Here is a 25211-nt window from a genome sequence, read left to right on the forward strand (position 1 = left end):
TCGGGAGCAACTCAATGACAGCACTTACCTGTACCGAATTCATGATCCCCAGTGGTACGCCAGGCATCGAACTGTACGTACGCAACAAACGGCGCTCGGACATGGCCGACTGGTCGGGCGAAAAAACCGTGCTGTTCGTCGCAGGTTCTACCTATCCAGCGTCGAGCACGTTTGACCTGCCACTTGATGGCCAGTCCTGGATGGACCAACTGGCGCAACAGGGTTATGACACCTACCTGGTGGACGTGCGCGGGTATGGCCGCTCCAGCAAACCCGCAGAGCTTGCACAACCCGCTGCAGACAACCCACCGGTGGTACGCACACCGGTTGCAACCGACGATGTCGCCACGGCCGCGGCTTTTGTGCGCAAACGCAACGGAGTCAGCCGTATCAACTTGATTGGCTGGTCGTGGGGCACCTCGTTGATGGCGAACTATACTGCCGAGCACAACGACAAGGTGGTCAAGTTGGTGCTGGTGGCGCCGCAATGGATTCGCGATACCCCGAGCCTGGCCGACAGCGGCGGCGCACTGGGGGCCTACCGAATCGTCAACCGCAGCGAGGCCAAGGCGCGCTGGCTCAATGGCGTACCCGCCGAACGCCACGAAGCCGTACTGCCCGAAGCCTGGTTTGAAGCCTGGGCCGTCGCTACTTTCGGCCCCTGCGAAACACAGATCAAGGCCCCTAACGGTACTGTACAAGACAGTCGCGAATTCTGGGCCGCCGGACGTTCACTATACGATCCGGCCATGATCAGGGTGCCGGTGCTGATCGTGCATGCCGACGGTGACCGTGACTGTCCGCTGGAGATGTCCCGTACGGTGTTTTCAAAACTGATCAATGCCGTCTACCGGCGCTGGGTGGAAATCGGCGAAGGCACACACAGCGTGTTTATGGAGCGCAATCGCTGGCAGGTAATTGGAGCAGTGCGCCAGTTCTTAGATGAGTGAATCTCCCCGGTTTTCCTGGATATGCCGAAGTCTCGAAAAGGTGCAGGCTAAGAAGGTTCAATCAGTCCGTTCATGTCCGAAAACTGCCCCCTGTGAGGGGCAGTTTTGGGTCGGTAGCGGTCGTTTGTGAGCGTCCGCTATTGGCCGTTTTCTGCCTGTTACAAGAGGCAGCAATCGGCCAAGAGAAGCCATCCGATCAAGGACGGTTTGCGGTCAAATCTTCGGATAGCGCGGTCTGTGTCCCAGCTTGATGAGCGGCAAACTCCTCAGCTCCAAACCTCGGTACCTCCATGCCGATATTACTCAGTCTCTCCAAGCGGGCGCTCTCTCCTAATACATAAGGCTCCTGGTCTTGACGCGGAAGAAAACCCTGATGCATCCGCACCTCAAAAATTGTCCGTGAAACTCCGTTGATACTTTCTACAAAGGATGTCGAAACCGGTGAGCGTTGAACGCTTGCTTGATGTACCACGGCCCCCGCTTCCGTTTCCGTTCCTCGAATCCTGAGCAATGCCCATTCTTTCCCAGGTGAGCCAGACATGACCAGTTCAACGGTGACGCCTCCATTCCCTTCGTAACCTCGTACGATTGGCCTTTCCAAGCTGGAGGCGCCATAACAATAATTGCCCTCCCAAAGCCCTACTACTTGAGCAATGAACACCAATGGCGAAATGAGCGCTTTCAAACACGACATGCTGCGATCTCAATGAACAAGGCAGCGCAGCATAGAAAACCCGGAGCTGTTGACCTATAGCACTACTTATCCATAAGCTGTGCATATGACGTACAGCCCAGACGATATATTTCCTCCCTTCGAAGCCCTACAGGCTGCCCTTGCCGCCGCCAGAACCGGCTCCTTCACTGCTGCGGCAGCGGAACTGGACGTTACACACGCGACCATCAGCCGACGTGTGGAAATGGCTGAAAAATGGTTTCAATGCTCCTTGTTCGACCGACATGCGCGCGGTGTCACCGTGACGGCCACGGGGCAAATTGCACTGGCCAAAGTCGCCCACGCCTTCGACCAACTGAAACAAGCGCGACAGCCTCGGCCCGTCGGCCAATCCTTACCCATCGTCAAATTGGCCACTACGTCATCCTTCGCGCGTTTCTGGTTGATCCCGCGCCTGACCGAACTGGAAGGTACGAATCAGGATTTACGTATCGAACTGATCACCTCTGCGCTGAATGCCAGCCTTTCCTCAGGTGAGGTCGATCTGGCCATCAGATACGGGCGTGGACAATGGAATGACGGAGACGAGGAGCCACTATTCGAGGAATCGCTTTGCCCCGTGGTGTCACCCGAAGTCCTCGCCATGAACGAACAGCCGCTGTCCTTGATACAGGACACTGCGCTGCTTCACACCGGCGACACGACACTGTGGCGAGCGTGGATGAGCCATCACGGCAAACGCCTGACTTCGAAGCCCATCGACAGGGTGATGGGTGACTACGCCCAGTCAATCGAAGCCGCCCGCTCAGGATTGGGCATCGCACTCTGGAATCCGGCGATTCACGCTCTTGATGCATTCAATGGACAATTGATTGCGTTGAATGAATTGAGCTGCCCAAGCCCGCTGAGATTCTTCCTGCTGTCGAAGCCCGGCCCGGCTCATACACCGCCAATGAGGGTTCGGTCGAGGCTTCGCCGGTTATTGAGTAAAGGCTTCACCGTTTGAAACCAAGGGGCGAAAACGTCCCTTTCGTACTGATTCAGGTGCTTCAATGAAGGGCAGCAATGGGTCGATAGCACCCGCTCACGACTGACCGCTATCGGCCAAAGCAGTCGCTCCCTTCCTATTCGAAACAGTGGCAATTAAGTAGATACCGCTCTGGAAAAAAGTGATCTTTCCTCGTAGTCGTTCCAGGAGTCGGCATTAAGCTGTTTTCTCAGGACCGGTAACGCCGCCGCTTCAGCAAGCGAACTTTATGACGGCAATTCAACAGCAGCTGTCGGTTAGGGGAAACTAGGGGTCAGACACTATTATTAAACGTCGTCTGACCCGCAGAGGGCGCTTTCCAACCGGAAAATAAATCCGTCCCTTTTTCTACAGTGATGGCCCTCTCATTCCCCGTCACATTGGATCTTTCTTTATCAAACTGCCGCTCTAGACTGGCTTCATCCCCCTAGGCCACTCGGAAAGAACCCCATGTCCGCCCACGACTTCGACTGCCAACCCTATCTGCGCGGCAGCACCCTGAGGCTTCAACCTCTGGCATACAGAGATCTGGACGCTATGTTTCACGCAGCAGCTGATCCACACATCTGGGGAAGCCATCCCGCCAGGGATCGCTATAAACGCGATGTGTTCGAGGCGTACTTTTCCTCTCTACTCGCCACGAAGAAGGCGCTCGCGGTCATTGATATCGCCTCAGGGGATATCGTTGGCACATCAAGCTACTACACGCCGCCGGATCTACCGAATAGCATTGCCATCGGCTTTACCTTTCTGGTGCGTGTGAAATGGGGTGGCGATGCCAACCGCGAGCTTAAGCAGTTGATGCTGGAGCATGCATTCCGGGCTTACGACATCGTCTATTTCCACATAGCGCCTACGAACATTCGTTCGCAAACGGCCACGCTGAAGTTGGGCGCGGTGCATTTGTATGACGCAGAACTAAAAATATCCTCCGCGCCGGCCTTGGCGAAGTGTTACGGACTGACGCGCGTTCACTGGGAGGCATCGCTGGGGTTAAAGGACGGTCACTCATCTACGGATGTTCCAACCCAAAACCCGCGTTGAGCAAATCCGGCTAAGCCACATACCCTTATCTTCAGGATTTCCACGCGGTAAAGGACCGCTTATTCCAATCCCCATAAGCCCAAGTCGCTCAGGAGTGCCTGCAACCAAGCGTATCAATTGCGCATTTAAGCAGCGCGGCGGCTCAGTGTGTTTTCGTCAGCTCACTCGTCTGGTCCAGGCAGACCTGCATATACCCGCGCCACAGGATCCCTGCAAAAGCCTTAAGTGGAAGTGCGGCTAGCGCATTTTTTGCATAGAACGTGTAGGTCCAGCGAACCTTGGTTCCACCGGTCCCGACGTCAGTGAACCACCACTGGCCTTGAGCATGGGTGGCCAAATACTTCACCGCAAATGTGAACTCATTTATACGGTAGGCAAAATAGTCCCCCTGCTTAAACTCGGTGACTTCTTCGCGCGCCGTATTGCCGTCGGCCAGCACCACGTGCCGCCAAGACCCCGGCTGGTCCCATGGACCGCTTACATCACGGGTGGTAACGACTGCTGGTAACGGACCGTATCCGGTTAGGATTTTGGGCAGTACATCTTCGGCGACGATGAATTCAAAAATTTGTTGCCGAGGTACAGTGAAGGTTTCTTCCAATGTGACTGAGATGGGGTGCATATCAACGCTCTCTTGGATGGTAGTTTGGGGAGGCACGCAACCGTTCAGCGCCAGCGCTGCGGTAGCAAAAGAAAAAATAAGGGGTAGTGACACAGTGCGTAAACGGCGCATGTTTTGGAACCCATCGATACTGAGCCGCCATTATCTGGCAACCAGGTTCACTCGAACATTCGCGTTTCTCGGAAGTAAAGGAATGGCCTATCTGCGGCACTTCAGGCCAATTCGCCGTCCTACAAAGGGTATTTTTTCAGATTTCCAATTTCCCCCAGGCATGCAGACGCGCTCACTAGGGGAAGGATTGTAAATAGCCGCTCGCGAGGTTCACTAGTTGCTCGCGTACCAAGTTGACGGCGGCATCATCGTAATCCTGTTCGAGCAGTTCTCTCACCGGTCCGGCCACTGCCCCCAATAGCACTAAAGCGACCGTCTCAACTTTTGCAATCTGTCTATCGCTGGCGCTGCTGAGTACGCCGCAGACCGCGCACAACATACGCTCACGGGCGATGGCGACCAAGGCAGCCCCACCATGGCTTTCGCTTATGGCGTAGAGAGCACGGCACGCATCTGCGCGTAACAGTTTTGCATCTAGAAACGCATTAGCTATCGCGGCGCCCATCTCGCCGGTGGTCGCCCCTTGGCTCGCAACACAAGCTTGTTCGATTGCCTGCGCTACCGACTCGAGATGCCGTTTCAACACCCCCGCCAGCAGAGCCCGACGATTGGAGTAGTACTGGTATACAGTGCCTACCGAGACGCCTGCGCGCTCGGCCACACGGGTAGTGTTGCAGCCAGTAAGTCCTTCCTTGACCAACACTTGTAGGGTGGCCTCGTAAATGGTCTCGAGCGTCGCCACGGAACGCGCTTGGGCCGGACGTTTACGCGGTAGATCGGGTGTACTGATCAAATTCATATCTCGATTCACCTCTATTCCACCTAAGCAAGAATGTTCGGAAGTGTAGGCGATATCATCTAGGCAGCGACGCTGATTAAAAGACGGTGCCCGTCCAAGCGGAAGCCGTCTCTGGCTATATGGACAGCAAACTTACTCATATGTCAGGCGCATGGCTTGCCAACGCGTCTGTTCGAACTGTTCAGAGTCCCGCGCTGGATACTACCGGCCATGACGTAGAATATAACTTCCTGCCCGTCAGGCCTGGCATGCGCATGCATACCCTAAGATCTCAATACGATTACCCTGACGCTGACGGTCATTTCTTAGCGGCTTACGCACCGGCAACCGGAGGTTGAATCCTGGTACGCCCGGACGGCTACATCGGCCCCAGGGGATAGTCAACAACATCGAAGCGCTGGAAAGGCGCCTAGGATGCAATAAGATCGATTTCGACAACGGCACGAAGAGGTAGCGAGGCGACGCCGATACAGCTGCGAGCAGGGTACGGTGCTGTAAAATATCGTGCGTAGACCGCATTCATAGCTGCGAAATCGGACATATTCGTCAGATAAACGCCCACACGGACGACATCCGATAATGTTTTGCCGGCAGCGTGCAATACAGCCGTAAGATTCGCAAAAATTTGCTCGGTTTGGGCTGTCACATCGCCCGCTATCAAATCACCGCTCTGAGGATCCTGCGCCGTTTGACCGCTCAGAAAGAGTAAATCACCGCTTTTAATCGCGGCTGAAAAAGGACCGGCCGACGTGGCAATCTTGTCGGTGACAATAGCTTCGCGTTGCATAATATCGCTCCAGGTTTAGACAGTTAGGATGGTAGCGCCGGTAGTGCACCGGCTTTCTAGATCGTGATGCGCTTGCGCGGCCTCGGACAACGGATATCGCTGATTAATCGATATCTTGAGTTTTTTTGTGGCGATGGCGTCAAACAGATCAGCCGCAGCTGCGTCCAATCCGGCTCGCGTTGTGGTGTAGTTGAATACAACGGCACGAGTAAGAAAGAGCGATCCGTTATGAGCAAGCGCCGCAGGGTCGACTAGAGGTGCGGGACCGGAAGCTGAACCACTGATTACCATCAAGCCTCGTGGCTGCAGGCAATCCAGCGACTGGGCAAAAGTATCCTTTCCGACGGAGTCATATACGACAGGCAGCATCGCGCCATTCGTGATTTCGCAAACACGCTCCACGAAGTTTTCACGAGAGTAATTGATAGTGTGGTGGCATCCGTGAGCTCGTGCTATTTCAGCTTTTTCTTCGTTCGACACTGTGCCGATAACAGTAACGCCGAGTGATGCGGCCCACTGGCACATCATGAGACCTAGGCCGCCGGCAGCGGCGTGCACTAATATCGTGTCTCCAGGCGTGACTTTGTAAACTTGACGTAGGAGTACTTGAGCGGTTATCCCTCTGAGCATCAAGGTAGCGCCCACCTCGTCCGAGATGCTGTCCGGCAAATGCACTAGACGGCTGGCACAGACTAAACGAGCCTCGCTGTAACTTCCGATGAGGCCAGCATAGGCCACGCGATCTCCCGGTTTGAAGTCAATTACGTCTGTGCCAACAGCATCAACAACGCCCACGGCCTCCATACCAGGAGTGAAGGGAAGAGACGCCCTCTTGCGTCATCAGCGCCCTTTTTGATTTTGCCGAGGAAGCACTATGCCAGTCGACGGGCCTTTACCTGGGACGGGTGATCAACACGACATCAATGCCGATGCAACACGTTGTCTGATGGCTCGTCATCCCAAGGATTGGCGGTTGCAAAGCCTGGAAGGGACTGACGACTACTCCACTCTCTTAACATGTGTTGCATATTCAAAATTTGCTGCTATTCAACATTCAATTGCCCCATGATTTCGATATTTCCTTCCGGCAATATCTTTACAAAGAGCAGGCTTCCATATTGAGGTTTACCCGCTTTGCGATAACCCGCCGATTGGATCAGGTCGTTGATGCATGTACTGTGAGTCACCAACAACAGACTCCTTTCGCTGTTCTTGTGCTGGGCCAATCGCCGAATGATGTCTTGCCCGCAAATGGTGTGTCGGCTGGATAGCAGCTTTGCGTCACCCAACATGGATTGTGCGGTCTGAACGGCTCGCAGCAGTGGGCTGGTAAGAATATCCACATTTTCGAGGCCCATATTCGCCCTGATTTGTTCGCCGGTCTTTTTTGCGCGCTGACTGCCGAATACGGTGATTCCATCGGCGGGCCCCAAGCACGGGTTACTTGAGCGATCGCAGCGTTCTTCATGCCTGATCAACACCGCCAGGTCGCCATTTTTCCAGTCATGGATCAGCATTAAATCTGCTAGCCCATTATTTTTATTGAGGTCCTGGATGTTTTCTTTTGCGAAACTGGTATACGAAAAAAACAACACGGCGAGCAGACCAACGGCAGCGACAACTTTGTGAACTGTATGATCCAACATATCCAACCCACCCTTCAGACTTGCTGATAACGATAAGAACACCAAGTCTGGGGATCGCTGGATAAACTGAAAATCGGACTGCTCCGATAATATAAAAAGTACTGTTCGCCTCGAAATTTATTTTCAGATCATTCTTAAATACGGCGAATACGTTCACCGGTAGGCTCGACGACGACTCAGTCTTGACGCAGCGCTGCGGGGCAAACAGCAATGACAAATAAGTATTTACGTGTGTTAATTTTAGATAACGTTCATGCGCAATCCCTACAATTGGAAAAAATGCTCAACCGAATGGGCTATTACTGCATTGCCATAAGCTCCTCACTCGACGAATGCGTTAAGTTGAGTTTTGCTGGACCTAAAAGATTTGATTTACTACTGGCCGCTGAGCCGATGTTAAGGCAGGACCAATGCGCGTCGGCAACATTCGAAAAACTTGGAATCAACAACCTTTTCGCCTACAGCTGCCCGGCCCTCACTCCTGATGTGAAGTGGGCGGTAAGAGGAGAAGGTTGTTATCGAAACGGCATGCCCGAGTACGAGGTGCTTGAACAGTTCATGGCCCGCTTGATCCCCGCCTCTGGAGGCTTTCGTCGCACCACGTGTGACTGGCGACTTGTCTGCAGCGATGAATATTGAGCTGTCCGGTTCCTTGCCGGAACCTCAATCAAATTCTGAGGGGCGTCCTGTGTAGGGCTGGCAATCGTGTTGCGAGTACCGCAGCAAGAAACACGCTTCCTGACATCAAGAGTAAGCCCGCCGCAGCGTAGCCCATCGCGGCCTCTGCCACCTGGCATAGACTATTGGAAAAAAAATTAGGCGTGATCAGGCTGGCGAAAAATAAGCCCATGACGGGAGCTCGCTGGGCAGCCACAACAGAATCAATCATCGCTGAAAGCAGCGAAACCGTAGCAATACCTCCCAGGAAAACGCCGAGTAAAATGGAAAACATTACGTGGGCGAACGCGTATTCCCATTTAATGGTGAAAATCAAAAGCGACAGCGTCCCCGTCAGCGCAAACGAGGTGATCAGTACCCGACGAGCGCCATATCTTCTAAATACTGATGCACCATAGAAGGCGAACAGATTTCCAAAGGCGTACGCGCTGACTGCCAACTGACCGAATTGCCAAGTAAAGCCACTCTCTTCACGGATGTGGTAAAGATAGTTATCACGAAAGCTGGAAATGCACAGACTCAACAATACGGTCATCGCCAACAACAACATCACGCGGCGAGACACTATCGAACTGGCTGGTGGTTGTTGTGCTGGGTAGATGTCCAGCCGCTGAGGCGCCGTTGCCTCAGTGAGCCAGGGTTTTGCGAAAGCAAAAATCGCTATCGCCATCGGCAGGCCTGCCAAACCGAACGCGATAAGGGGCTCATGCCAATCCGTGGCGCCGCCGATGATAGGGCCCAGATTCACCGCAATTAACGCCCCTGCCCCCATGAAAAAGAATACCGTCGCAATCACGTTGGATCGTTGGCGCGGAAAGTAATGGATGCCCATCGTCAAAATGGCCAGCAAATTTAACGCGCTCCCGGCCCCCACAACCAGCCGCGTAGCGAACATGCCCTGGAAATCCTGGGCGTACGCTGTCCACACCGTCGCCAATGAGGCTATCAACAGCCCGGCTATGGCCAGCCCTTTGCGGTTGACGACTCGAACCAGATAACCGGCACCTAAACTGGCGGCCCCCAAGCCGAACTGGATGGCCTCCGATGCCATTTGCACTTGCTGCTGCTTGAGGCCGAGGTCGTGTCGAATACTGCTGGCGAATACCCAAAAAATACGCCTGTCCATGGACACCAACAGACACGACAAGCCGAGTAACGCGAACATCCAAAATGCTGTCGAGTGCTTATCTTTCATAATCGGATGCCGTGAGTTCCTGATCAAGTTGACGCCACTGCTGCATGATCTCGCGCACGTGCGCACGGGAATGTGATTCGTCTATCGGTGTTTTGGCGCGCAGCAGGCGTTCAAGCCTTTGTGCGGCCAGCGCAATGTCGACCCACCGCATTGAAAGTGCTGCACCGTGCAGACGATGGGCTCTGTGTAACGCAAGTTCCGATTCACCTTGAATCATCGCCTCCAGTAGATGAAGCAAGTCTTCGAGCATCGATTCCCGGATCTGGCTCAGGCCAAGGCTGGTCGGCTCTGGCTGCTCTTGTGCAACGGCAACGTCACACCACAACTCAATGGTCGCCTTTAACTTAGCCAACTGAATGGGCTTACTCAGCATGCCATCCATATCTGCTTCAAAACAGCGCTCGGCATGGTCATGCCCGGTGGACGCAGAGATAGCGATAATCGGGCAACGTAGGCGCCGCTGACCAGCCTCAAGGGCCCGTAATTCAGTGGCCACGGTGTAGCCATCCTTGTCGGGTAAGTCACAGTCCAGCAATACCAGGTCGAATACCTGCTCTTCAAATTGCAACACAGCCTGGGCCGCGTCAGGCGCGAGTGCCGCGTCGAACCCAAACTGATGCAACTGTGCCAGCAACACTTCCTGGTTGGCACGGGCATCCTCCACCACCAGAATGCGCAGAATGGCAGGTAACTTGCATGTCCGCGGTTCGTTAACCTCTGCTTGAGTAAAGACCGCGGGTACGAGCGGTTCGCCTGGGGCAGGCGCTTTAGCCGGTGCCGTCGTTAATTGCGCGTGTATTGAAAACGCCATCACCGTGCCCTCGCCTACTTCACTGGTGAGCGACAGGGTGCCGCCCATCAGCTCAACCAGCTCCCGGCATATCATCAGGCCAAGCCCGGTGCCTCCGGATCGTTTATACGAGTGCTCGGCTTGCGAATACGGCATGAACAGCCGTTCCTGGATGTGCGCAGAAATACCGATACCCGTATCGACCACTGTAATATCGAGCGCTTTCAGGTCAAAAACGTCGGTACTGCTTACAACAACCTTCACCTTCACCGAACCGTATTCAGTGAATTTAATCGCATTGGAAATCAGGTTGTGCAGGATCTGAGTCACCCTCCCCTGATCCAGCATCAAGTACTCAGTGGTGTCAGGCGCTTCCAGGCTTAGGCCGACACCCTTGCTCTGGGCACGCAGTCCGTAGAGCGCGACAGCCTCTCTCGCCAGTACTGCGGGATCTACAGCCTCAAGTTCCAGAAGCAATTGCTCTGCATCGAGCCGTGACAAATCCAGTACATCATCTAAGAGCGTCAGCAGCGTGTTGGCACCGCTGCTGGCCAGCGAAGAGAGATGCCGCTGTTCATGATCGAGGCGGGTCAGGGACAACAACTCCACAGCCGCCAGCACCGCGTTCATGGGTGATCGAATTTCGTGGCTCATCACCGCGAGGAACTTTGCCTTCTCACGCTCACTGTGCACTGCCCGACGACGTTGCCGGTGGGTTTGATGCACCAGCCCGAGCAATATCGCCAGCATCAGACCTGCGAGAATGACTTCGTGCAAATAGTCTTCAAGGATCGACTTGGAAACGGTTGTTGCGCCATATCCCGAGGCGAGTAGCCAATGCTGGTGCAGATGGTAGGCGCTCTCTACCGATATCGATCCCAATGTCTTTTGCAGTATTGAAAGCAATATAGTCTGGTCGTCACGCACGGCCATGCTGACCTCGGAATTCATCGAGGCGATCACTCCGGATAGCTGCAACACACCCTCGAATTTCGAGCCGAAGTACGGGATCAGATAAGTCTCGGTATCGAGTACTGCGTCAGCATCACCCTCTTCAACCAATCTCAAGGCTTCCATCGCCGAATTGGTTTTTATGATGCTGACGTTCTTGAGGCTACCCTCCAATATGGACTCGAAAGGTCCCCTGGCTGCGATCGCTACCCGCTTGCCTTCCAGTTGGGCCAGATCAAATATCAATGGTGTTTTAGCCTGCGAGATCACCACGGCAGCACTGGAATGGTATGGATCAGTCAATGCGAGGCCAGGAATCTGCAACGTCGGGCCGATGCTTCGCATCGTGGAGATCAGGTCCACTTTGCCCTGTTGCAAAAGGGTGATTCGCGCACTGCCGCCCTCTGTCAGTACGTAATTGAAGGTGATGCCTAGCTTGCTTGAGATCGCATTGAGGTATTCGGCCGACAGTCCCGATAGCTTGGTGCCCTCCATGTACTCCAACGCACCGAACCCTTCCAAGACCGCAACGCGCAGCACTGGATGCTCGGTAATCCAAGCCCGCTCGGCGTCGGTCAGCCGGAGCGCCGCGTCCAACTCATCTGCCTGCGCGCCGGAGTGAAACAAGGTAGAAACCAGTAAAAATAGGGCAAGCCAAACACGATTCATGGCGCGCCAAGGGTGTCTTTGAGTTTGAACAGGCCGTTATTCGAGGTCACACCCAGCTTGCGAAATGCGGCGGTTTTTTGGGTGCTGATCGTCTTGATACTGCGGTTGAATTTTTCGGCAATTTCCGAGACTGTCATCCCCGCCAGGTAACAGCGAATAACCTCCTGTTCTCGCGCAGATAGCGATGCCGCTTGTAACGCATCATTCGGCTCATCGGCAATTTTGTCACTACTTTGGGTGGTCGCTTCGGCGACGCTGTACGACATCTCGGCGTTTAAATAGACCGCGCCGGATGCAACGGCGTGGATGGCGCGAACAAGAGCTGGCAGGTCTTCCCCCTTGCCGACAAAGCCGCGTGCTCCCACGCGCAACGCAAGAGCAACGGTGGAGGGATCGTGGTGAGCAGACAAAACCAGGATGCGGCAGTCAGGGAATTTTGTGCGGATAGCTCGAATCAATGACACGCCGTCAAGCTCGTCCGGACCCAAGGCATAATCAAGCAACAACAGATCCGGCGGGGCTTTTGGCATGCCAGCCATCAGCTCGCGAGTAGTGCCGTAATTGCCGACCAATTCAAATAGCGGATCTTTACTGAGGTGGGCAGAAAGACCATGACGGATAATCGCGTGATCGTCCAGGAGCGCAATGCGAAGGCGTTTCATAGATTTACCAGACTCGCAAGACAGCATAGGCGCGGGATACGACTGGAGGAAGATTAGTCATTTTTTCGGCTGCGTGCGTGGTTTTTCGCGCGGCTCGAACCAAACATAAATGCGGTTGCATCAGATATCTCTCACCACGTCTGGTGCGGAGCTAAAAGGCATCGGTGGCACGCTCGATTGCCTCTGCGCCGTCAGCTTGCTCAAAAAGTCTGATACTTCCATTGGTCTTGAAAGTACGAAGCCCTGGCCGTTCGTACAGCCCAGCCTGCGCAAAAGTATTCGGCACGACTCCGTTTCGATGCCTTCTGCAACCACTGTCATGTTAAGGCGCCGCGCCAACGCGAGTGTGGTCGCAATAACACGACGCGCCGTAGGTTTGGTGTCCAGGTCGCGAATCAACGCGCCGTCTATCTTTACTTCGTCGAAGGGCATCCGGGCAATTTGGCGCAGCGTTGCCGAGCCGGAACCAAAATCGTCAAGTGACACCCCGAAACCTCGAATCTTGAGCGCGTTAAGCGCCGCCGACAAGCACAGTTCGTCCATCACCGGGATGTCCTCGGTGAGTTCAATCTTCAGCAAGTGATTCGGCAAACCCGCGCGCATCATCCGATCGCCCAAGCGTGCGGAAAACCCTACGGTGCACAGGGTATCCACTGATGCATTGACAGAGATCGGAATCTCCATTTGCATGCTTTGCAAAGAACACAACACCTCTAGCACCCTGGCCTTTACAAAACTGAACAGCAACAGATGCAGGCCCAGTTTATTCACCAGAGGGATAAGTACCACGGGCGAAATATCACCATACTCAGGATGACGCCAGCGCACCAACGCTTCGGCGGCAATGATCTCTCCAGTGCGCAAATCATGCTGCGGCTGGAACACCACGCGTAGTCCCTCCCCCGTAGCGAGCGCAATGATCACGTCGTCCTCACTCGGCACATCATTCCTGGCATGCAGCGGTCGATTGGCTATCTTCGGCATCGCAAAAAGCGCGTGCATAGCATCACATACGGCCTGTGCATTGAAGGAATACAGGGTGGTCGCGATAAAGCCGGCGGCGCACGCCAGCTGAGCATGGGCATCAAGCGCCTTGACGGAAATACCTTCACCCCGGGTGGGTGGCGAGGTACGACGGGGTCTTGGAGCCGTATGCTGCTCCACCAGCTCAGTGAATGGCAGTAACGGTTCTGCCAGCCAGAGAATTCGGGGAGATTGCAAACTACACGCCGACCCGTAGTGCATCTTCAACGCGCTGGGCAACATCAGTCCGTCGTTACTGGCAGGACGAATCTCGGTCACCAGCACATCTACCTGTGTTTGGCTGAGCTGCAGGCTGAGATCCTGCAGCCCGGACACAACACTCAGTTGATGGATGCCCAAAGAGCGCAATATTGATAATAAACGCGCCGCCCGAGGAATATCAGATTCCAATACCGTAACGTGCAGGCGATCAAGTTCACAGGGCCCGCAGGCAACGATTGAATTCACGACAATTTTCCAGGGGTTAGCGACTTGACTACTTTAAGGAATGCAGAAAGCCCTTGACATAGGACTGGGACTAAAAGCGAGCGCCCCCGGACCTTTCAGCGACTGTCACAGCGACTACTGCCTGGGATTGGAATTATCGCGATCCGTTACACTTAAGCTGGTGCGATACTAAATGCTTTATTGATAAATAAGCGTGTAGTTCGCCACTGCACTGGCGCTACCGGCAGTTACCGTATTGTCTGTTTGCAAGTACCGAGCGGAGAGATTGACAGAGAACGCGTTGGTGCCCGCGGCAGGTGAAAGATCGAGCACCCGGGTCTGTGATAGAGGCTGTACGGCTCCCGATATGCTGAATAACTGCACACCGACACCCGTCGCCACTCCCGTGCCTGGCGTCAAACTCAAGACGCCGTTGGCAGCGTTAATCGCTGAGTAGACAGGGTCTACTCGGAAGCTGACGGTATTGGGGACCCGCGTCCCGACATTGGTCACCGCCGATTGGGACGCTGCCGGTATTGCGCCGGCACTGGAATTACCGTAATAACCGGGGAAGCCCGGACAATTCGTGACGTCAAGCTTGAAGTTCACCTGCGGCGTGGCTGAGCCTACGCCTGTGAACGCAGACGTTTTATGGCTCCCCAGAGGTACCGTGACGTTGGGTGTGTTACAGGTCATGGCGACCACATTGATGTTGCCAGTAACGCCTATTTCAGAGATCGCGGCCGCCGCACTGGTTTCAACGACCGTGGAGTACACCAACCTGCCGAAATCACTTCCCCGGATAGTACCTGTGCCTACAGGGCCGGTCTTGATCAAGACCAGTGCGCCTCTAGGGCCGAGTTTCAACGATCCGGTCTGGCAGCTATTACCGGCACCCGTACAACCATTTGGGACGATCCCCAATGTATTGCTTCCGGCTCCTACTGCCCCAGGGGTACTTTGCCCAGACCACCATGAAACTCCGATGCCTGGTACGCCGGTGGCGTAGACCTTTCCTGCGTAGATTCCAATATTGAAATCAACTTTGCTGCCCAAACCATTAACGCTGAATACGTTATACCTGAGCACAGGCGCCGGGCGGTCGGTCGTACACGAAAAGGTGACGCCCTCACCCGCTTGGTGGAACTCCTGCATATAAAGCCGTGTACCGATGGCTGCATCTCTGGGGACTGACAAGCTGCCGATGTTCAAGGCCATAGTGCCATTGAACGGACGGACTGCAGTGGCGTACCCACAGCTGGTTGCCGCGCTGACGGTTTGATTACAGCTCCATAGGAGCAACCCCGCTACTAATAAACCCGATGGAGTTGCCATGTTCATAACGTTGCCTCAGTGATAACTCTAAACAGAAAGTAAATAGACTCTTTAACCACGCGATTCATCGCACGGCACTTTTGTTGGCACTGCTCTGGTCCACATCGGTCAGTCTCGTGTTGTCGAGGCACATCGCATTGGCCTTATGCAACTGCCCCTGGGCTTTAACCGCTGGCACTTTCAACGTGCAGGCCTGATCGTCCTGGCTGCCCCAACTGACGTACAGACGTTGAGTGCCTTCCTTGACCCGAGCATACAACTGCCCGCCCTGCCCCACGGTTCCCGCGGAGTTGCCGGCGTCATCGACCACCTTGGCACCAAACGGTAACGGACTCTGATCCTTCAGCCGCACATTCAATAACAGGGCGTCGCCCCTGACCGTGGCAAAATCCACTGACACTACGGCACCGGCACGTGGTGCTATCTGTTTGCTGGTCTCGCTTAGTTCAATCCCTTCATCAATGCCTTCAGGGTCGATAGCGATTTCATTACGTTGATAAGGCTGTAAATAACTGACGACCGCCGTACCTTTGCCATCGAGCCGCAACCCTGGATACCCCACTACTTTTGCACCGGCAGCTCCGGGCGCGTTGATCACCGCCATGGTTTCACCGCTATAAGGCGTCAGGGTCACCCCGTTGGGGTGAGCGACAAGTGTGCCGCTGCCGCCCACCGAGGCACTGTTGTAGCCGTCACCCTGGCTGAGGCTACCGTTGATTAGCATTTTCGAACCCTGGTATTGGCCGTTAATCGAGGTGCTGGTGGAGCGACTCATTCCTTCGCGGCCTGCGGTCAGGCTGTAACCGTACTCACGGTCTTCGCCTGCGCTGCCACTCACGGTTGCCTGTTGGTTGTAGTAACCCTTGCTGTCACGCCCCATACGCGCCGACAGTTGCGGCACGTTGTCGGATGAACCAAACTCCAGCGGCATGCTCACGGTGAACAACAGTGTGTTTTCCATATCGCCAAGACCTGCGCGGCTACGGCTGATGTTGACGCCATAATTGATACGCCCGACGTGTTTGCTGTAGCCCATCTGGTATTGCACATCCCGACCCGACTGGTTCCAGTAGTTCTGAGTAAAGCCGCTCAGGGACAGATGGCCCCAACCGTCCAGGGTCTGGTCGACGGTCAACGTCAGACGACTGCGCGGACGACCAAAAGTTATCGTGTCGATACCCGTCTTGTCGGCATCCCGAAAGAGCATCGCGTTGTTGAAGTCGAGGTAACCGCTGGTTGAGAAGCGATAGGCTGCCAGTGAGAAGTTACTGCCAGTACTTTGAATGTTTTTGCTGTAGGACAAGCGTACGCTTTGCCCCTGCTCGGCACCTGCCGCAAGTTCCGTGCGGGCCTGGGTCACGTCGACTGCCACAGCGCCGATCGGCGTGCCGAACGCCATGCCTCCGAGCAGGGCCGTGTACCCTTCACTCACCTGAGCGCCCGTGAAACCTGTGAGGGAATTGGCCAGGCCCCGCTGATAAGTGCCCTGCACTAGCCTGACCTGCTCGTCGACGTAATTACTGCGGGTTTCCCCCGCCGTCAGGCTGAAACGCGAGGTACCTGGACGCAGCAATTGATTCACTGAGGCGTAGGGCACGATAAACCTCTGCTCGGTGCCGTCAGCCTCCTGCACCGTCACTTGCAAATCGCCGCCATACCCGGTGGCGTACAAGTCGTCGATGGCAAACGCGCCCGGCGACACAGTGGTTTGCAGCAACAAATTGCCGCCCTGGCTGATGGAAACCCGTGCGTTAGTGCGAGCAATGCCACGCACCACCGGCGCATAGCCGCGCTGTGCATCGGGCAGCATGCGATCGTCGCTGGCGACCTCAACCCCGCGATAAGCCAGGGTGTCGAAGATTTCACCGCTGGTATTGGATTCGCCCACGGTCAATTGGCTTTTCAAGCCCGTCAGGTCACGCTGAGCGAAGGTGTTAATCTGCTGATATTGGCCACCATCCAGGGTCTGCCAACTGAACGAGCCGTTATGCCGTAGCCGCCAATCACCCACGTTTAACCCGGCATTCAGCCCCATGTAAGCGGAATCGTAGTTCCCTGATTGGGTTTTACTGCGGTTGGCGTTGAAATCGTAGCCGAGCATTGCCGAACTGACACCGCGATCCCACAACTCAGGGCTGACATACCCACGAGCGTTACGCCGCATGGAGACCTGCGGAATGCTGAAATCCAACTGCTGGGTGTCGGTGGAGAAAAACGCCGTGGCGCCTTCGATCGCTTCACTGATAACCGGACATTGGCCTTCCTCCGCCAGCGCTGCGAGCGCGGTTGAAGACAAGGTTTCGACGTTCACACCAATCAGTTCCAGCAAACGCATGTTCACACACACTCTGGGCTTCTTGCCCTGCTTGTCGGAAACGATGCGGATATCCTGACGGCCGCTGAGATTCGAATTCACCAGAATGTCAGCACGGTATTCACCCGACATCACCGGGTTACCATTCTGGTATAACTCCAAGTCAATCCCGCTTGAGCCAACAGGTAGAAAGGCATTGTTGAACTGCACCTCCTCCGCCACCGCGTGGGACATTAACAATGCACCACAAATCAAGGTAACTCGTCTCCCCCAAATTTTGGACAGACGTGTATACGCGCAGGGGGCGACCCTGCGGCAAATGCGCAGATCAAAAAGCGGGTTCATAAATTACCTGAACAACTGAATGAGAAAGTAGCTGAGGCGTTAGCTAGGGTGTGACTGGCTTACGGACAGGAACTAAGGCACCGTAATCATTGATACCGCTATATTCAACTTCAGCTCCGGCAGCGGGGATTGATTTCAAATCAGGCAACGCAAACAGGTGCGTTTCCCCCGGTGCTATCATCCCGGCCTCACTGAAAATATTCTGACTGCCAACAATCAGCTTCAAGTCCCCTAGAGATACATAAAACGCTGTCGGGTTGAACGCTTGCAGCGCGTAGGTTCCGCCGGAGTGTGGAACAACTTTCCATTGCACTGCCGCAATTGCTTCTGCAGGCGTGCCTGGTAGTTTCACGGGCCGATAAAAAATTTTAATCCGCGAGCGAAAGGCCATTTCCAGAACATTTTGGTCTTCGCCAGTTGACACTTTGGCGGGAATCTCCAATACGTTAAGCCAGAACACTGACTCTTTGTCACCCGCCAATGGCGCCCCGGTAAACATCAGGCGCAAACTTTGGCCCTTACCCGGATCGACCCGCGAGACCGGCGGAGAGATTACGAACGGTGCAGACGAATTACTTGGCGTCGAGGTAGGGTCACCGTGATCTACCCAGGATTGAACCAGTACCGGGCTGCTACCTTCGTTATTTATCTTTATCGTAACTTCCCGTTTATTCTCTGGGTACACCACTCTTGTACCCGTAATAACCACGGAAGACATCGCCTGGGAGCAACTGAACATAGCCACCATCAGGATTGCATAGCGAAACCAGGCTTTTTGACCACACATACACTTTTCTCCCGATACTGCCGGCGCACCTGATAAGTTTTCGGGTGCGCCGACACCCCAGCATTTACTGATAGTTGATCGAGTAAGTAACCGAGCCCACGATCGTACCGGCAGTAGAAGCGCCGGTAGCGAAGTATTGAACGGAGTAAGGCAGTACAGCGGCGCTGGTGGCACCGGTGCCGGTGAACGCAGTGCGTGCAGTGCTGGCAGTCTGGGAGCTTTCACCGGCCCGGATTACCTTGCCCGCAGAGTCAAGCAACTGCAATTGTACGTTTCGGGCGGTGCCGGTGCTGTTGAGAACATTACGAGTTACCGGGTCGACGCCTGCGCCAGCTTCAAAATATGCAGCGGCGGTGGTCATGGTGCCAGTGCAGCGACTCAATTCGATAGTAAAGCCGGTGGCTCCTGAGGATTGACCGGCGGTCGCCAGCGTGGCAGTGCTGAGTCTAGGCAAGGCAACAGCGGTTGCAGTGGCAGCGCCGTTAACAGTGGAAGTGCACGTTTGAGCAGTGAGCTCGCCAGTGAAGTTGATGGTGCCATCGTTAGCCTGTGCAGTCGACATGGCAAGCGTGGAAGTAAGCGCTGCAAAAGCGAGTAGAGTGCGGTTCATAAGTTGCCTTTTAAGAATCAAATCATCAGTTGGAAAAAATGCCCGAAGGGGCCATTTTTTATTACGCTGCGTTGCCAAACGTCTCTTTTGCCACGGCTCGCCAAACAGCAACTAACCCGTTACAAACGGTTCGCCCAGTCGTCGACCTAGCAACCCTCATGCTATGAAAGCTCCGGCTGCCGATCGAGCAGCAATTATGTGGGTATGCACAATTGGCGTCTTTAGGAGTGGTCCGAAAATAGGCACCAAGGGGTTGTATAATGGGGCGGCAATCTCATCGAACCGTGCCCCTGCTGATGAATTAACTTTTGTCTCGCGGCCCGTCAACTCGCTAAAGTGGTAAACTTATATACATCCGAATGTGAAAACACCGCTGAGGTGGCAGACATTATGAACTGTGTACATTGGCGCTCCAAGACTTACGCGCCGCTGCCCGTAAACGCCAAGGACCAACGAAAAGGCACTGTTGATATTTAGTGGACGGACCCAGTGCGTTCGCCTGGCGATCGTCGATGTGGACCTGCAAGAAAGTTAGAAGAGCTGATATACACACTCTGTTAGGAGCCTACGGATGCCCTCTCAGTGCGAAGACAAATCTATCGAAGGCAACGCCGGAGCAGTCAGCGAATAAGCTGCTTTCATCCATTCGACTTCGGCGTGGGGGGTGTGGCCGAAATAGCGCTTGAACTCCCGACTGAACTGCGAAGCACGCTCATAACCCACATCACAGGCCGCAGATCAGGTAAGCATATCGTCAAGAAGCATCAACAATCGTGCCTGATGTACGCGGGTCGATTTCAGGTACTGCACCGGCGTGGAGTCGGTGTGGATCCAGCCGTATTACCCACAGCTCGACCGACTCACATATCAGCCCAGGCCGTCAGGGGTACCTGCCACAGTGTTTTTTTCAACAACTCGTTATAGCTCGGTATCTGAAGGCTTTAGACGATCCCAGCTTCACGCTACAGGTAATCATCACTGCGAAGCTGCCTAATTCGCGCCTGCCGCAGCGACTTTTGCGACTGCATATCACAGTCAACCGCCTCGAACTCATAACCTCGCACTCCAGGCACTGCCATCACCCCACGCTTTTCGCCTACCAACGCGATCCACGCATCGCTGGTCCAGCCAGGAATTCCACAATCGCGCGGGTGCAGATGAAAAGATGAAAAAATTAACGTTTCCTGCAAGACCTCATTCGTATGCCGCAGCACGTATTCCATAAAGCTCATTGCGATACTCACCGTCGTGATCGCACCAGTGAACACCACCATTAGCATCACAGACCGCCGATGTTCAAGAATGCCAGGGACGTGCTTTCTCCAGGCAAGTACTTTCACAGGGTCCCGTTTGATAACGCCCACAAACGTTGGCGACCTAGCCGAAATCACGAGAGAAAATGCGAACACCAGACAGGAAATGAGCACCACGCCGGCAAAGAGCCATAGCGAGATCATTAATAGCGTTGTAAGTGCTTTCTGGGCCAGAGGGAACTGTGCAGCTTCCACCCTAGTTAACTGGAGAATGTAAGCATCTGCATAGGCATTGGCAAAAATTCCCACGCCGAGGGTTGGCAATGCAACGGTCACGGTAAGCCACCAAGCGTGGGCTTTGAAGTGTTTAACCAGACAGAAGTGCCTGATCGCTAGAACGGTCGATCCCAGAGCGATGGGTATAAATAACGCCTGCCCAGCATCTCGATAGAACGCCCCACCCATTGCGTGCCAAAACCCCAGAAAAAATAAGCTGCAGATAGCTACCATTGTTAGAGCGGCCCAGTATTCTTGTGGCCCCCACCAGCGAAAACTGTAATTCAACTTCCATGGCAGGTGTTTGAGATGGGTTCTGATGAATAAAGGGCGGGCAGTGAACCGGTCGACTACCGCAAGAAGGGCAGTAAACAAAAGGTAGGTTGCGATAAATGGAAACATGGATTTTATAAGCCCTTCTACATTTTACGTTTAGACAGTCCAATAGACATTTGCCTTGCGGACGACATGATGTTTCGAACCGGTGCTAAAGCCGTTGGAAAACGCCTGCACCGCTCGATAATCGGGAATGCCCAATAGCGCTCTCACCTGATGTTCATCCGATCCCCGCGCGTAGAGCAAGACAATCACGGTTTTACGCGTCAACTGTGGATTCATAGCCTCTTCGTCACGCAAAAAACGACTGCGACAGTACTTTTCCTGGCTCACTCACGCTTTGGAAACGTTCTACGGAGATGAAGCCATCCAACTCTGCTAGGAAACGCAACATTGTCCACGGAGCGGCGATATGAATCATAAGATGTCGCGATGGTGGCAAAAAATTGGCAAGCACCGAAGGGGAAACATATTCACCGAGCGGTTGTCACACAAAAGAGCAAATTTGACGTAACGAATAGACGCAACGACGATGCTGGCTGGCCGCACCGCATTTAACTCCCCTGAATGAGTCGCCCGTGATCAACGTAACCAATCACCAAACGGGGCATTCGCATCAATGTACCGCAGGGCGGATTGCACATCGCGCCAGCCCACATACTCCATCAGGGCTTTCGTCCCCCATTCATTTTCGCTGGCCCACGTGGCGAAGCCACGGCGCAAGGAGTGCCCACTGTACCCTTGGCCTTCCAGGCCGTTGCGCACAAACGCCAATCGCAACAGGCGCGATACGCTGTTCGGGTTGAGCCTGTCGGGCCCGATATGGCCCCAGCGATCGATCGCGCGGAACACCGGACCCTGCTGCAAACCACTGGCCGCCAGCCAACGTTCATACGCCTCTACCGGGCACAGGCGCTTCAGAGCGGGCACGCTGACCGTCTTGCCCACGTGGTGACGGTCGGTTTTTCCAGTCGCCAGAAACACTTCCAGGCTTTGCCCTGGCCGCAGCTGAATGTGCTCAATCCGTAAGCGGCACAGGTCGTCACTGCGCAGAGCGCGCCAGAACCCCAAGAGAATCAGCGCCTGATCCCGGTACGCGCGCAGACGCTCAGCGCTATCGCTTGAGGCTGCCTGAACCTGGAGCCCGGCGATACAGCCTTCGAGCGCCTGCAGTGGCAGCACTTCGGCTTGTTTGATCGGTCTTGGGTGTTCCGCGCGAATCCCGCGCAGCACATCGCGCACCTGCGGCTGTTTGGTGGGGTCCGCAAACCCATGCTGTGTGTGCCACTGCGCCAACGCCGCGAGGTGCGTGCGCAGGGTCGCGCTGGACAGCTGTTCGGCATGCGCTGCCAGGTAGCGCACGACACTCTCGCTCGATGCGGGCAACAAACCGCCCCATTTGTCGGCGAAATGCTCCAGCGCTTGGCGATAACGCCGCTGTGTGCTGTCCCGGCGTGCCGCCTGGCGGTACCGCTCAGCCGGGGAAGTCATGCTGCGCCCTCCTCGTTCATCGTCGACGGCCCCGCTGCCCCGGCCAAGCCCTATGACGTTTGAGAAATCAGGTTTCTCAAACGTCAGTTCATCTGAAATAACGCTCAGGTTTCAATGCCGGTACACCTGTAATTCCATACTGTGTAATCGGTACGAAATCGTCGGAGTAACAACATGGCGCGCAGCGGCATCACCAAAGCTCGGGTCCAGCAGGCGCGTGACAGCCTGCTGGCGCGCGGCGAACCGCCGAGCATCGAGGCGGTGCGCGTGCAGCTCGGCCACACCGGCTCAAAAACCACCATCCAGCGCTACCTCAAGGAACTGGCGGCGCAGCCGGCACAGATTGCGCTGAGCCTGGACCAGGAACTGCACGGCTTTATCCAGAGTGTAGCCGAGCGCTTGCGCGCCGATGCCCAGGCTGCGGTGGCGCTTGATCGCGCGCGGCTCGAACGTCAGCAGGCGGCAGCCACCCAGCAACGCGCCATGGAACAGGCGCGTCTGGAGGAATTGCAGCACGCGCATGCCGCGCTGACAGTCGAGCGCCGCGAGGGGTTGAACCGGGAACAGGGGCTGAACGAGCGTCTGCACGCCGCCGAAGGCGATCGTCAGCGCCTGGCCGAAGCGCAACGCCAACAGCAGCAATTGCTGGAGGACCGCGCCGCCCAACTGCAGGGATTGACGGGGCAACTGCGCCACGCTCAAGAGGCGCTGGCGCATTACCGCCAGGCGCACCTGACACAGCGTGAGCAGGAACACGCGCGCCACGACGCGCAGGTGCAGCAGTGGCAACAGGAAACCCGCTTGGCGCATACCCAGTTACTCGCCAAGCAGGAGGAGCTCAGCCTGGTGTACCGCGACCTGGAGCGCTTGAACGGCGAACTCGGTCGTCATCAGCACGAACACCACCGCCTGAACCAACTGCTGCGCGCCACCGAGGGGCGTGAACAGGTCGCTCGCGAGGCCCTGCAGGGCGAACACTCCCAGACCCAGGTGCTAAGGCAAGAATTAGCTGCCCAGCGCGAAAAAACCAAGTGTCACCTGCTCAAGCAGCGTCATGACCAGCACGCCCTGCGCCGTTTGCGCCAGCAATTGGAGTCGCTCCCCCCGCCCTCGCCAGCCGGCGCGTAACCCGCGTGTACGCGGGCGAGGCGTGGTTCTGGCGAGGACACTCGGACTCGCGAAGCGGCAGGGCCGGGGCCCCACCCCTGCCCTGCCGCCCTCCAGCCCTAGCCCGAACGCCGAGGCACCCCGGGCGCCCGCTCAAGAGACAGCCCATCGGAACTAACCGCCGTCGCGCGCCCAGGGGCTGCCGGGGCCGCGATCGGCGTCGCCAGGTCACGCGCCTGCAGCCTCTCCCAGCCCTGATATACCTTGGGATCCAGCGGCATTCGGGCAAAGCGGTAGACCCCGTCGCGGGCGCGGCGCTGTTGGCGGCGGCAACGGCGAAACAGGGGTTGCAGCGCCACGCTGGTAAAATCGACGGTGCTGTCGGACAGGTTCAGATCGAGGTCGCCCACGCAGGGCCGTCGCCCATCGAGGTCATTAAACACACGCCGCAGCCAATCGTCCGCCTTCGCCCGGGGCAGTCGCCGTTGACGTTGCAACTGCTGGCTTAAACGCCGCAATGCCGTCAGCCGCTGCTCGAATGCGGCGAGGTTGGGCGGCCAGTCGTGAACCGGCCACAGCACACCGGCGCGCATCAGATCATCGATCAATGGGTACAACAACGAGGTGGCGCCACGCAGCTCCGGCGCCAGGCACATCAGCAGAAACGTCAGCGCAAAGCGTTGGCGCAGCCAGCGCCGCGGTACCGCATAGCAGCTTGCGCGGCTGACCAGGATGGCCAACAACAGCGCCAGGCACGTCCAGGAGCCATGAAAGGTGATGAGCTGCTGCAGCCATTCAAGCGAATGTGCCCCAAGGGATTGCTCATCCAATCGTAACTGCTTGGCCAGAGCATCCCACTGACGCCGCCGACGCCTTCGTGTCCGGCGGCGGATCGGCTCCGATGCCAGCGATGAAGGGGCTCCCGGTGATGCAGGCGATGCGAGCATCCCACCTGCGTGCGGCGCCCGCGCCAACGCCTGCAAATCACGCAGCACCGCCCACAAGGGATTCGCCAGGACCATCAACAGCGCCGGATACTTCCGACACAGCGCGGCGCGCAAGGCGCCGGACACCAGCACCCCGTGCGGGTAAGTCCACCACTTGAGATTCAACTCTAGCTCGTCGCCGCCGGCATCCTGCACCGGCGATGGCCACAGCGCTTCACCCGACGCCCTCAACGCCGCCCCCGAGCAGGGAATCCCGGCCGCTTGACTCCAACAGTTGGTGAAGATCATCGCGCGCACCCGACCGGCGGCGCCACGCGGCGGTTGCAGAGTGAGCGG

At 55.9% G+C, this 25211-nt stretch carries 22 protein-coding genes and 1 pseudogene; 5 read left to right on the plus strand and 18 right to left on the minus strand.

Annotated features, from left to right (window positions below):
• Nucleotides 1-14: 14 nt before the first annotated feature.
• Nucleotides 15-950 carry an alpha/beta hydrolase gene (locus AB4P94_RS23160; RefSeq protein WP_395607638.1) on the plus strand — a complete coding sequence of 312 codons (936 nt, stop codon included), beginning with the start codon at nt 15-17 and terminating at the stop codon, nt 948-950.
• Between the two features lie 196 nt (nt 951-1146).
• Here the strand turns inward: AB4P94_RS23160 and AB4P94_RS23165 are convergent, their stop codons facing one another.
• On the minus strand, nt 1147-1644 hold the full coding sequence (locus AB4P94_RS23165; protein ID WP_395607639.1) for a hypothetical protein: 498 nt from the start codon (nt 1642-1644) through the stop codon (nt 1147-1149).
• An 85-nt stretch (nt 1645-1729) separates the two neighbouring features.
• Here AB4P94_RS23165 and AB4P94_RS23170 point away from each other — a divergent pair, with 85 nt between their 5' ends.
• Both AB4P94_RS23170 and AB4P94_RS23175 read left to right on the plus strand, forming a co-directional pair.
• Nucleotides 1730-2629 carry a LysR substrate-binding domain-containing protein gene (locus AB4P94_RS23170; RefSeq protein WP_395607640.1) on the plus strand — a complete coding sequence of 300 codons (900 nt, stop codon included), beginning with the start codon at nt 1730-1732 and terminating at the stop codon, nt 2627-2629.
• 471 nt (nt 2630-3100) lie between these two features.
• Complete coding sequence (locus AB4P94_RS23175) at nt 3101-3694, plus strand: GNAT family N-acetyltransferase (protein WP_395607641.1); 594 nt, start codon at nt 3101-3103, stop codon at nt 3692-3694.
• Nucleotides 3695-3836: 142 nt separating this feature from the next.
• On the opposite strand, the gene AB4P94_RS23180 is transcribed toward AB4P94_RS23175, so the two are convergent.
• The 5 genes from AB4P94_RS23180 to AB4P94_RS23200 form a co-directional block, all read right to left on the minus strand.
• Nucleotides 3837-4427, minus strand: coding sequence for an SRPBCC family protein (locus tag AB4P94_RS23180; protein ID WP_395607642.1), 591 nt, complete (start codon nt 4425-4427; stop codon nt 3837-3839).
• 175 nt (nt 4428-4602) lie between these two features.
• The gene (locus tag AB4P94_RS23185) at nt 4603-5226 is read right to left on the minus strand and encodes a TetR/AcrR family transcriptional regulator (RefSeq protein WP_395607643.1); all 624 of its coding nucleotides are present in this window, start codon (nt 5224-5226) and stop codon (nt 4603-4605) included.
• A 409-nt stretch (nt 5227-5635) separates the two neighbouring features.
• A complete protein-coding gene (locus AB4P94_RS23190) occupies nt 5636-6013 on the minus strand; it encodes a Rid family detoxifying hydrolase (RefSeq protein ID WP_395607644.1) in 378 nt (125 codons plus the stop codon).
• A gap of 15 nt (nt 6014-6028) precedes the next feature.
• Nucleotides 6029-6808 carry a quinone oxidoreductase family protein gene (locus tag AB4P94_RS23195; protein ID WP_395607645.1) on the minus strand — a complete coding sequence of 260 codons (780 nt, stop codon included), beginning with the start codon at nt 6806-6808 and terminating at the stop codon, nt 6029-6031.
• A gap of 248 nt (nt 6809-7056) precedes the next feature.
• On the minus strand, nt 7057-7659 hold the full coding sequence (locus tag AB4P94_RS23200; RefSeq protein ID WP_395607646.1) for a histidine phosphatase family protein: 603 nt from the start codon (nt 7657-7659) through the stop codon (nt 7057-7059).
• 210 nt (nt 7660-7869) lie between these two features.
• Between AB4P94_RS23200 and AB4P94_RS23205 the strand changes: the two genes are divergently transcribed.
• Nucleotides 7870-8298: a hypothetical protein gene (locus AB4P94_RS23205; protein WP_395607647.1), complete on the plus strand. Its 429-nt coding sequence runs from the start codon at nt 7870-7872 to the stop codon at nt 8296-8298.
• Between the two features lie 28 nt (nt 8299-8326).
• Here AB4P94_RS23205 and AB4P94_RS23210 read toward each other — a convergent pair whose 3' ends face one another.
• The 11 genes and pseudogenes from AB4P94_RS23210 to AB4P94_RS23260 all read right to left on the minus strand — a co-directional run bounded on the left by AB4P94_RS23210 (nt 8327) and on the right by AB4P94_RS23260 (nt 22821).
• Nucleotides 8327-9532 (minus strand): MFS transporter, encoded by a 1206-nt coding sequence (locus tag AB4P94_RS23210; RefSeq protein ID WP_395607648.1) that lies wholly within the window; start codon nt 9530-9532, stop codon nt 8327-8329.
• Nucleotides 9522-11942: an ATP-binding protein gene (locus tag AB4P94_RS23215; RefSeq protein WP_395607649.1), complete on the minus strand. Its 2421-nt coding sequence runs from the start codon at nt 11940-11942 to the stop codon at nt 9522-9524. The genes AB4P94_RS23210 and AB4P94_RS23215 overlap by 11 nt, the downstream gene beginning before the upstream one ends.
• A complete protein-coding gene (locus AB4P94_RS23220; protein WP_395607650.1) occupies nt 11939-12604 on the minus strand; it encodes a response regulator in 666 nt (221 codons plus the stop codon). Before AB4P94_RS23220 ends, AB4P94_RS23215 begins: the two co-directional genes overlap by 4 nt.
• Before the next feature lie 120 nt (nt 12605-12724).
• Complete coding sequence (locus AB4P94_RS23225; RefSeq protein WP_395607651.1) at nt 12725-14095, minus strand: EAL domain-containing protein; 1371 nt, start codon at nt 14093-14095, stop codon at nt 12725-12727.
• Between the two features lie 177 nt (nt 14096-14272).
• Nucleotides 14273-15292, minus strand: coding sequence for a fimbrial protein (locus AB4P94_RS23230; RefSeq protein WP_395611380.1), 1020 nt, complete (start codon nt 15290-15292; stop codon nt 14273-14275).
• Between the two features lie 181 nt (nt 15293-15473).
• Entirely contained in the window at nt 15474-17957 is a 2484-nt protein-coding gene (locus tag AB4P94_RS23235) for a fimbria/pilus outer membrane usher protein (RefSeq protein WP_395607652.1), read from the minus strand.
• A 154-nt stretch (nt 17958-18111) separates the two neighbouring features.
• Nucleotides 18112-18855, minus strand: coding sequence for a molecular chaperone (locus AB4P94_RS23240; RefSeq protein ID WP_395607653.1), 744 nt, complete (start codon nt 18853-18855; stop codon nt 18112-18114).
• Nucleotides 18856-18919: 64 nt separating this feature from the next.
• Nucleotides 18920-19543 (minus strand): fimbrial protein, encoded by a 624-nt coding sequence (locus tag AB4P94_RS23245; protein ID WP_395607654.1) that lies wholly within the window; start codon nt 19541-19543, stop codon nt 18920-18922.
• A gap of 501 nt (nt 19544-20044) precedes the next feature.
• Nucleotides 20045-20290: pseudogene (locus AB4P94_RS23250) on the minus strand (helix-turn-helix domain-containing protein); the annotation flags it as partial.
• A gap of 137 nt (nt 20291-20427) precedes the next feature.
• Complete coding sequence (locus tag AB4P94_RS23255; RefSeq protein ID WP_395607655.1) at nt 20428-21396, minus strand: hypothetical protein; 969 nt, start codon at nt 21394-21396, stop codon at nt 20428-20430.
• A 516-nt stretch (nt 21397-21912) separates the two neighbouring features.
• The gene (locus AB4P94_RS23260; RefSeq protein ID WP_395607656.1) at nt 21913-22821 is read right to left on the minus strand and encodes a site-specific integrase; all 909 of its coding nucleotides are present in this window, start codon (nt 22819-22821) and stop codon (nt 21913-21915) included.
• Nucleotides 22822-22995: 174 nt separating this feature from the next.
• Here AB4P94_RS23260 and AB4P94_RS23265 point away from each other — a divergent pair, with 174 nt between their 5' ends.
• Nucleotides 22996-23949 (plus strand): DNA-binding protein, encoded by a 954-nt coding sequence (locus AB4P94_RS23265; RefSeq protein ID WP_395607657.1) that lies wholly within the window; start codon nt 22996-22998, stop codon nt 23947-23949.
• 98 nt (nt 23950-24047) lie between these two features.
• Here AB4P94_RS23265 and AB4P94_RS23270 read toward each other — a convergent pair whose 3' ends face one another.
• A complete protein-coding gene (locus AB4P94_RS23270; protein ID WP_395607658.1) occupies nt 24048-25163 on the minus strand; it encodes a hypothetical protein in 1116 nt (371 codons plus the stop codon).
• Between the last annotated feature and the right edge of the window lie 48 nt (nt 25164-25211).

It is taken from the genome of Pseudomonas sp. B22129, from assembly GCF_044218875.1.
In the GTDB taxonomy this organism is placed as follows: Bacteria; Pseudomonadota; Gammaproteobacteria; order Pseudomonadales; family Pseudomonadaceae; genus Aquipseudomonas.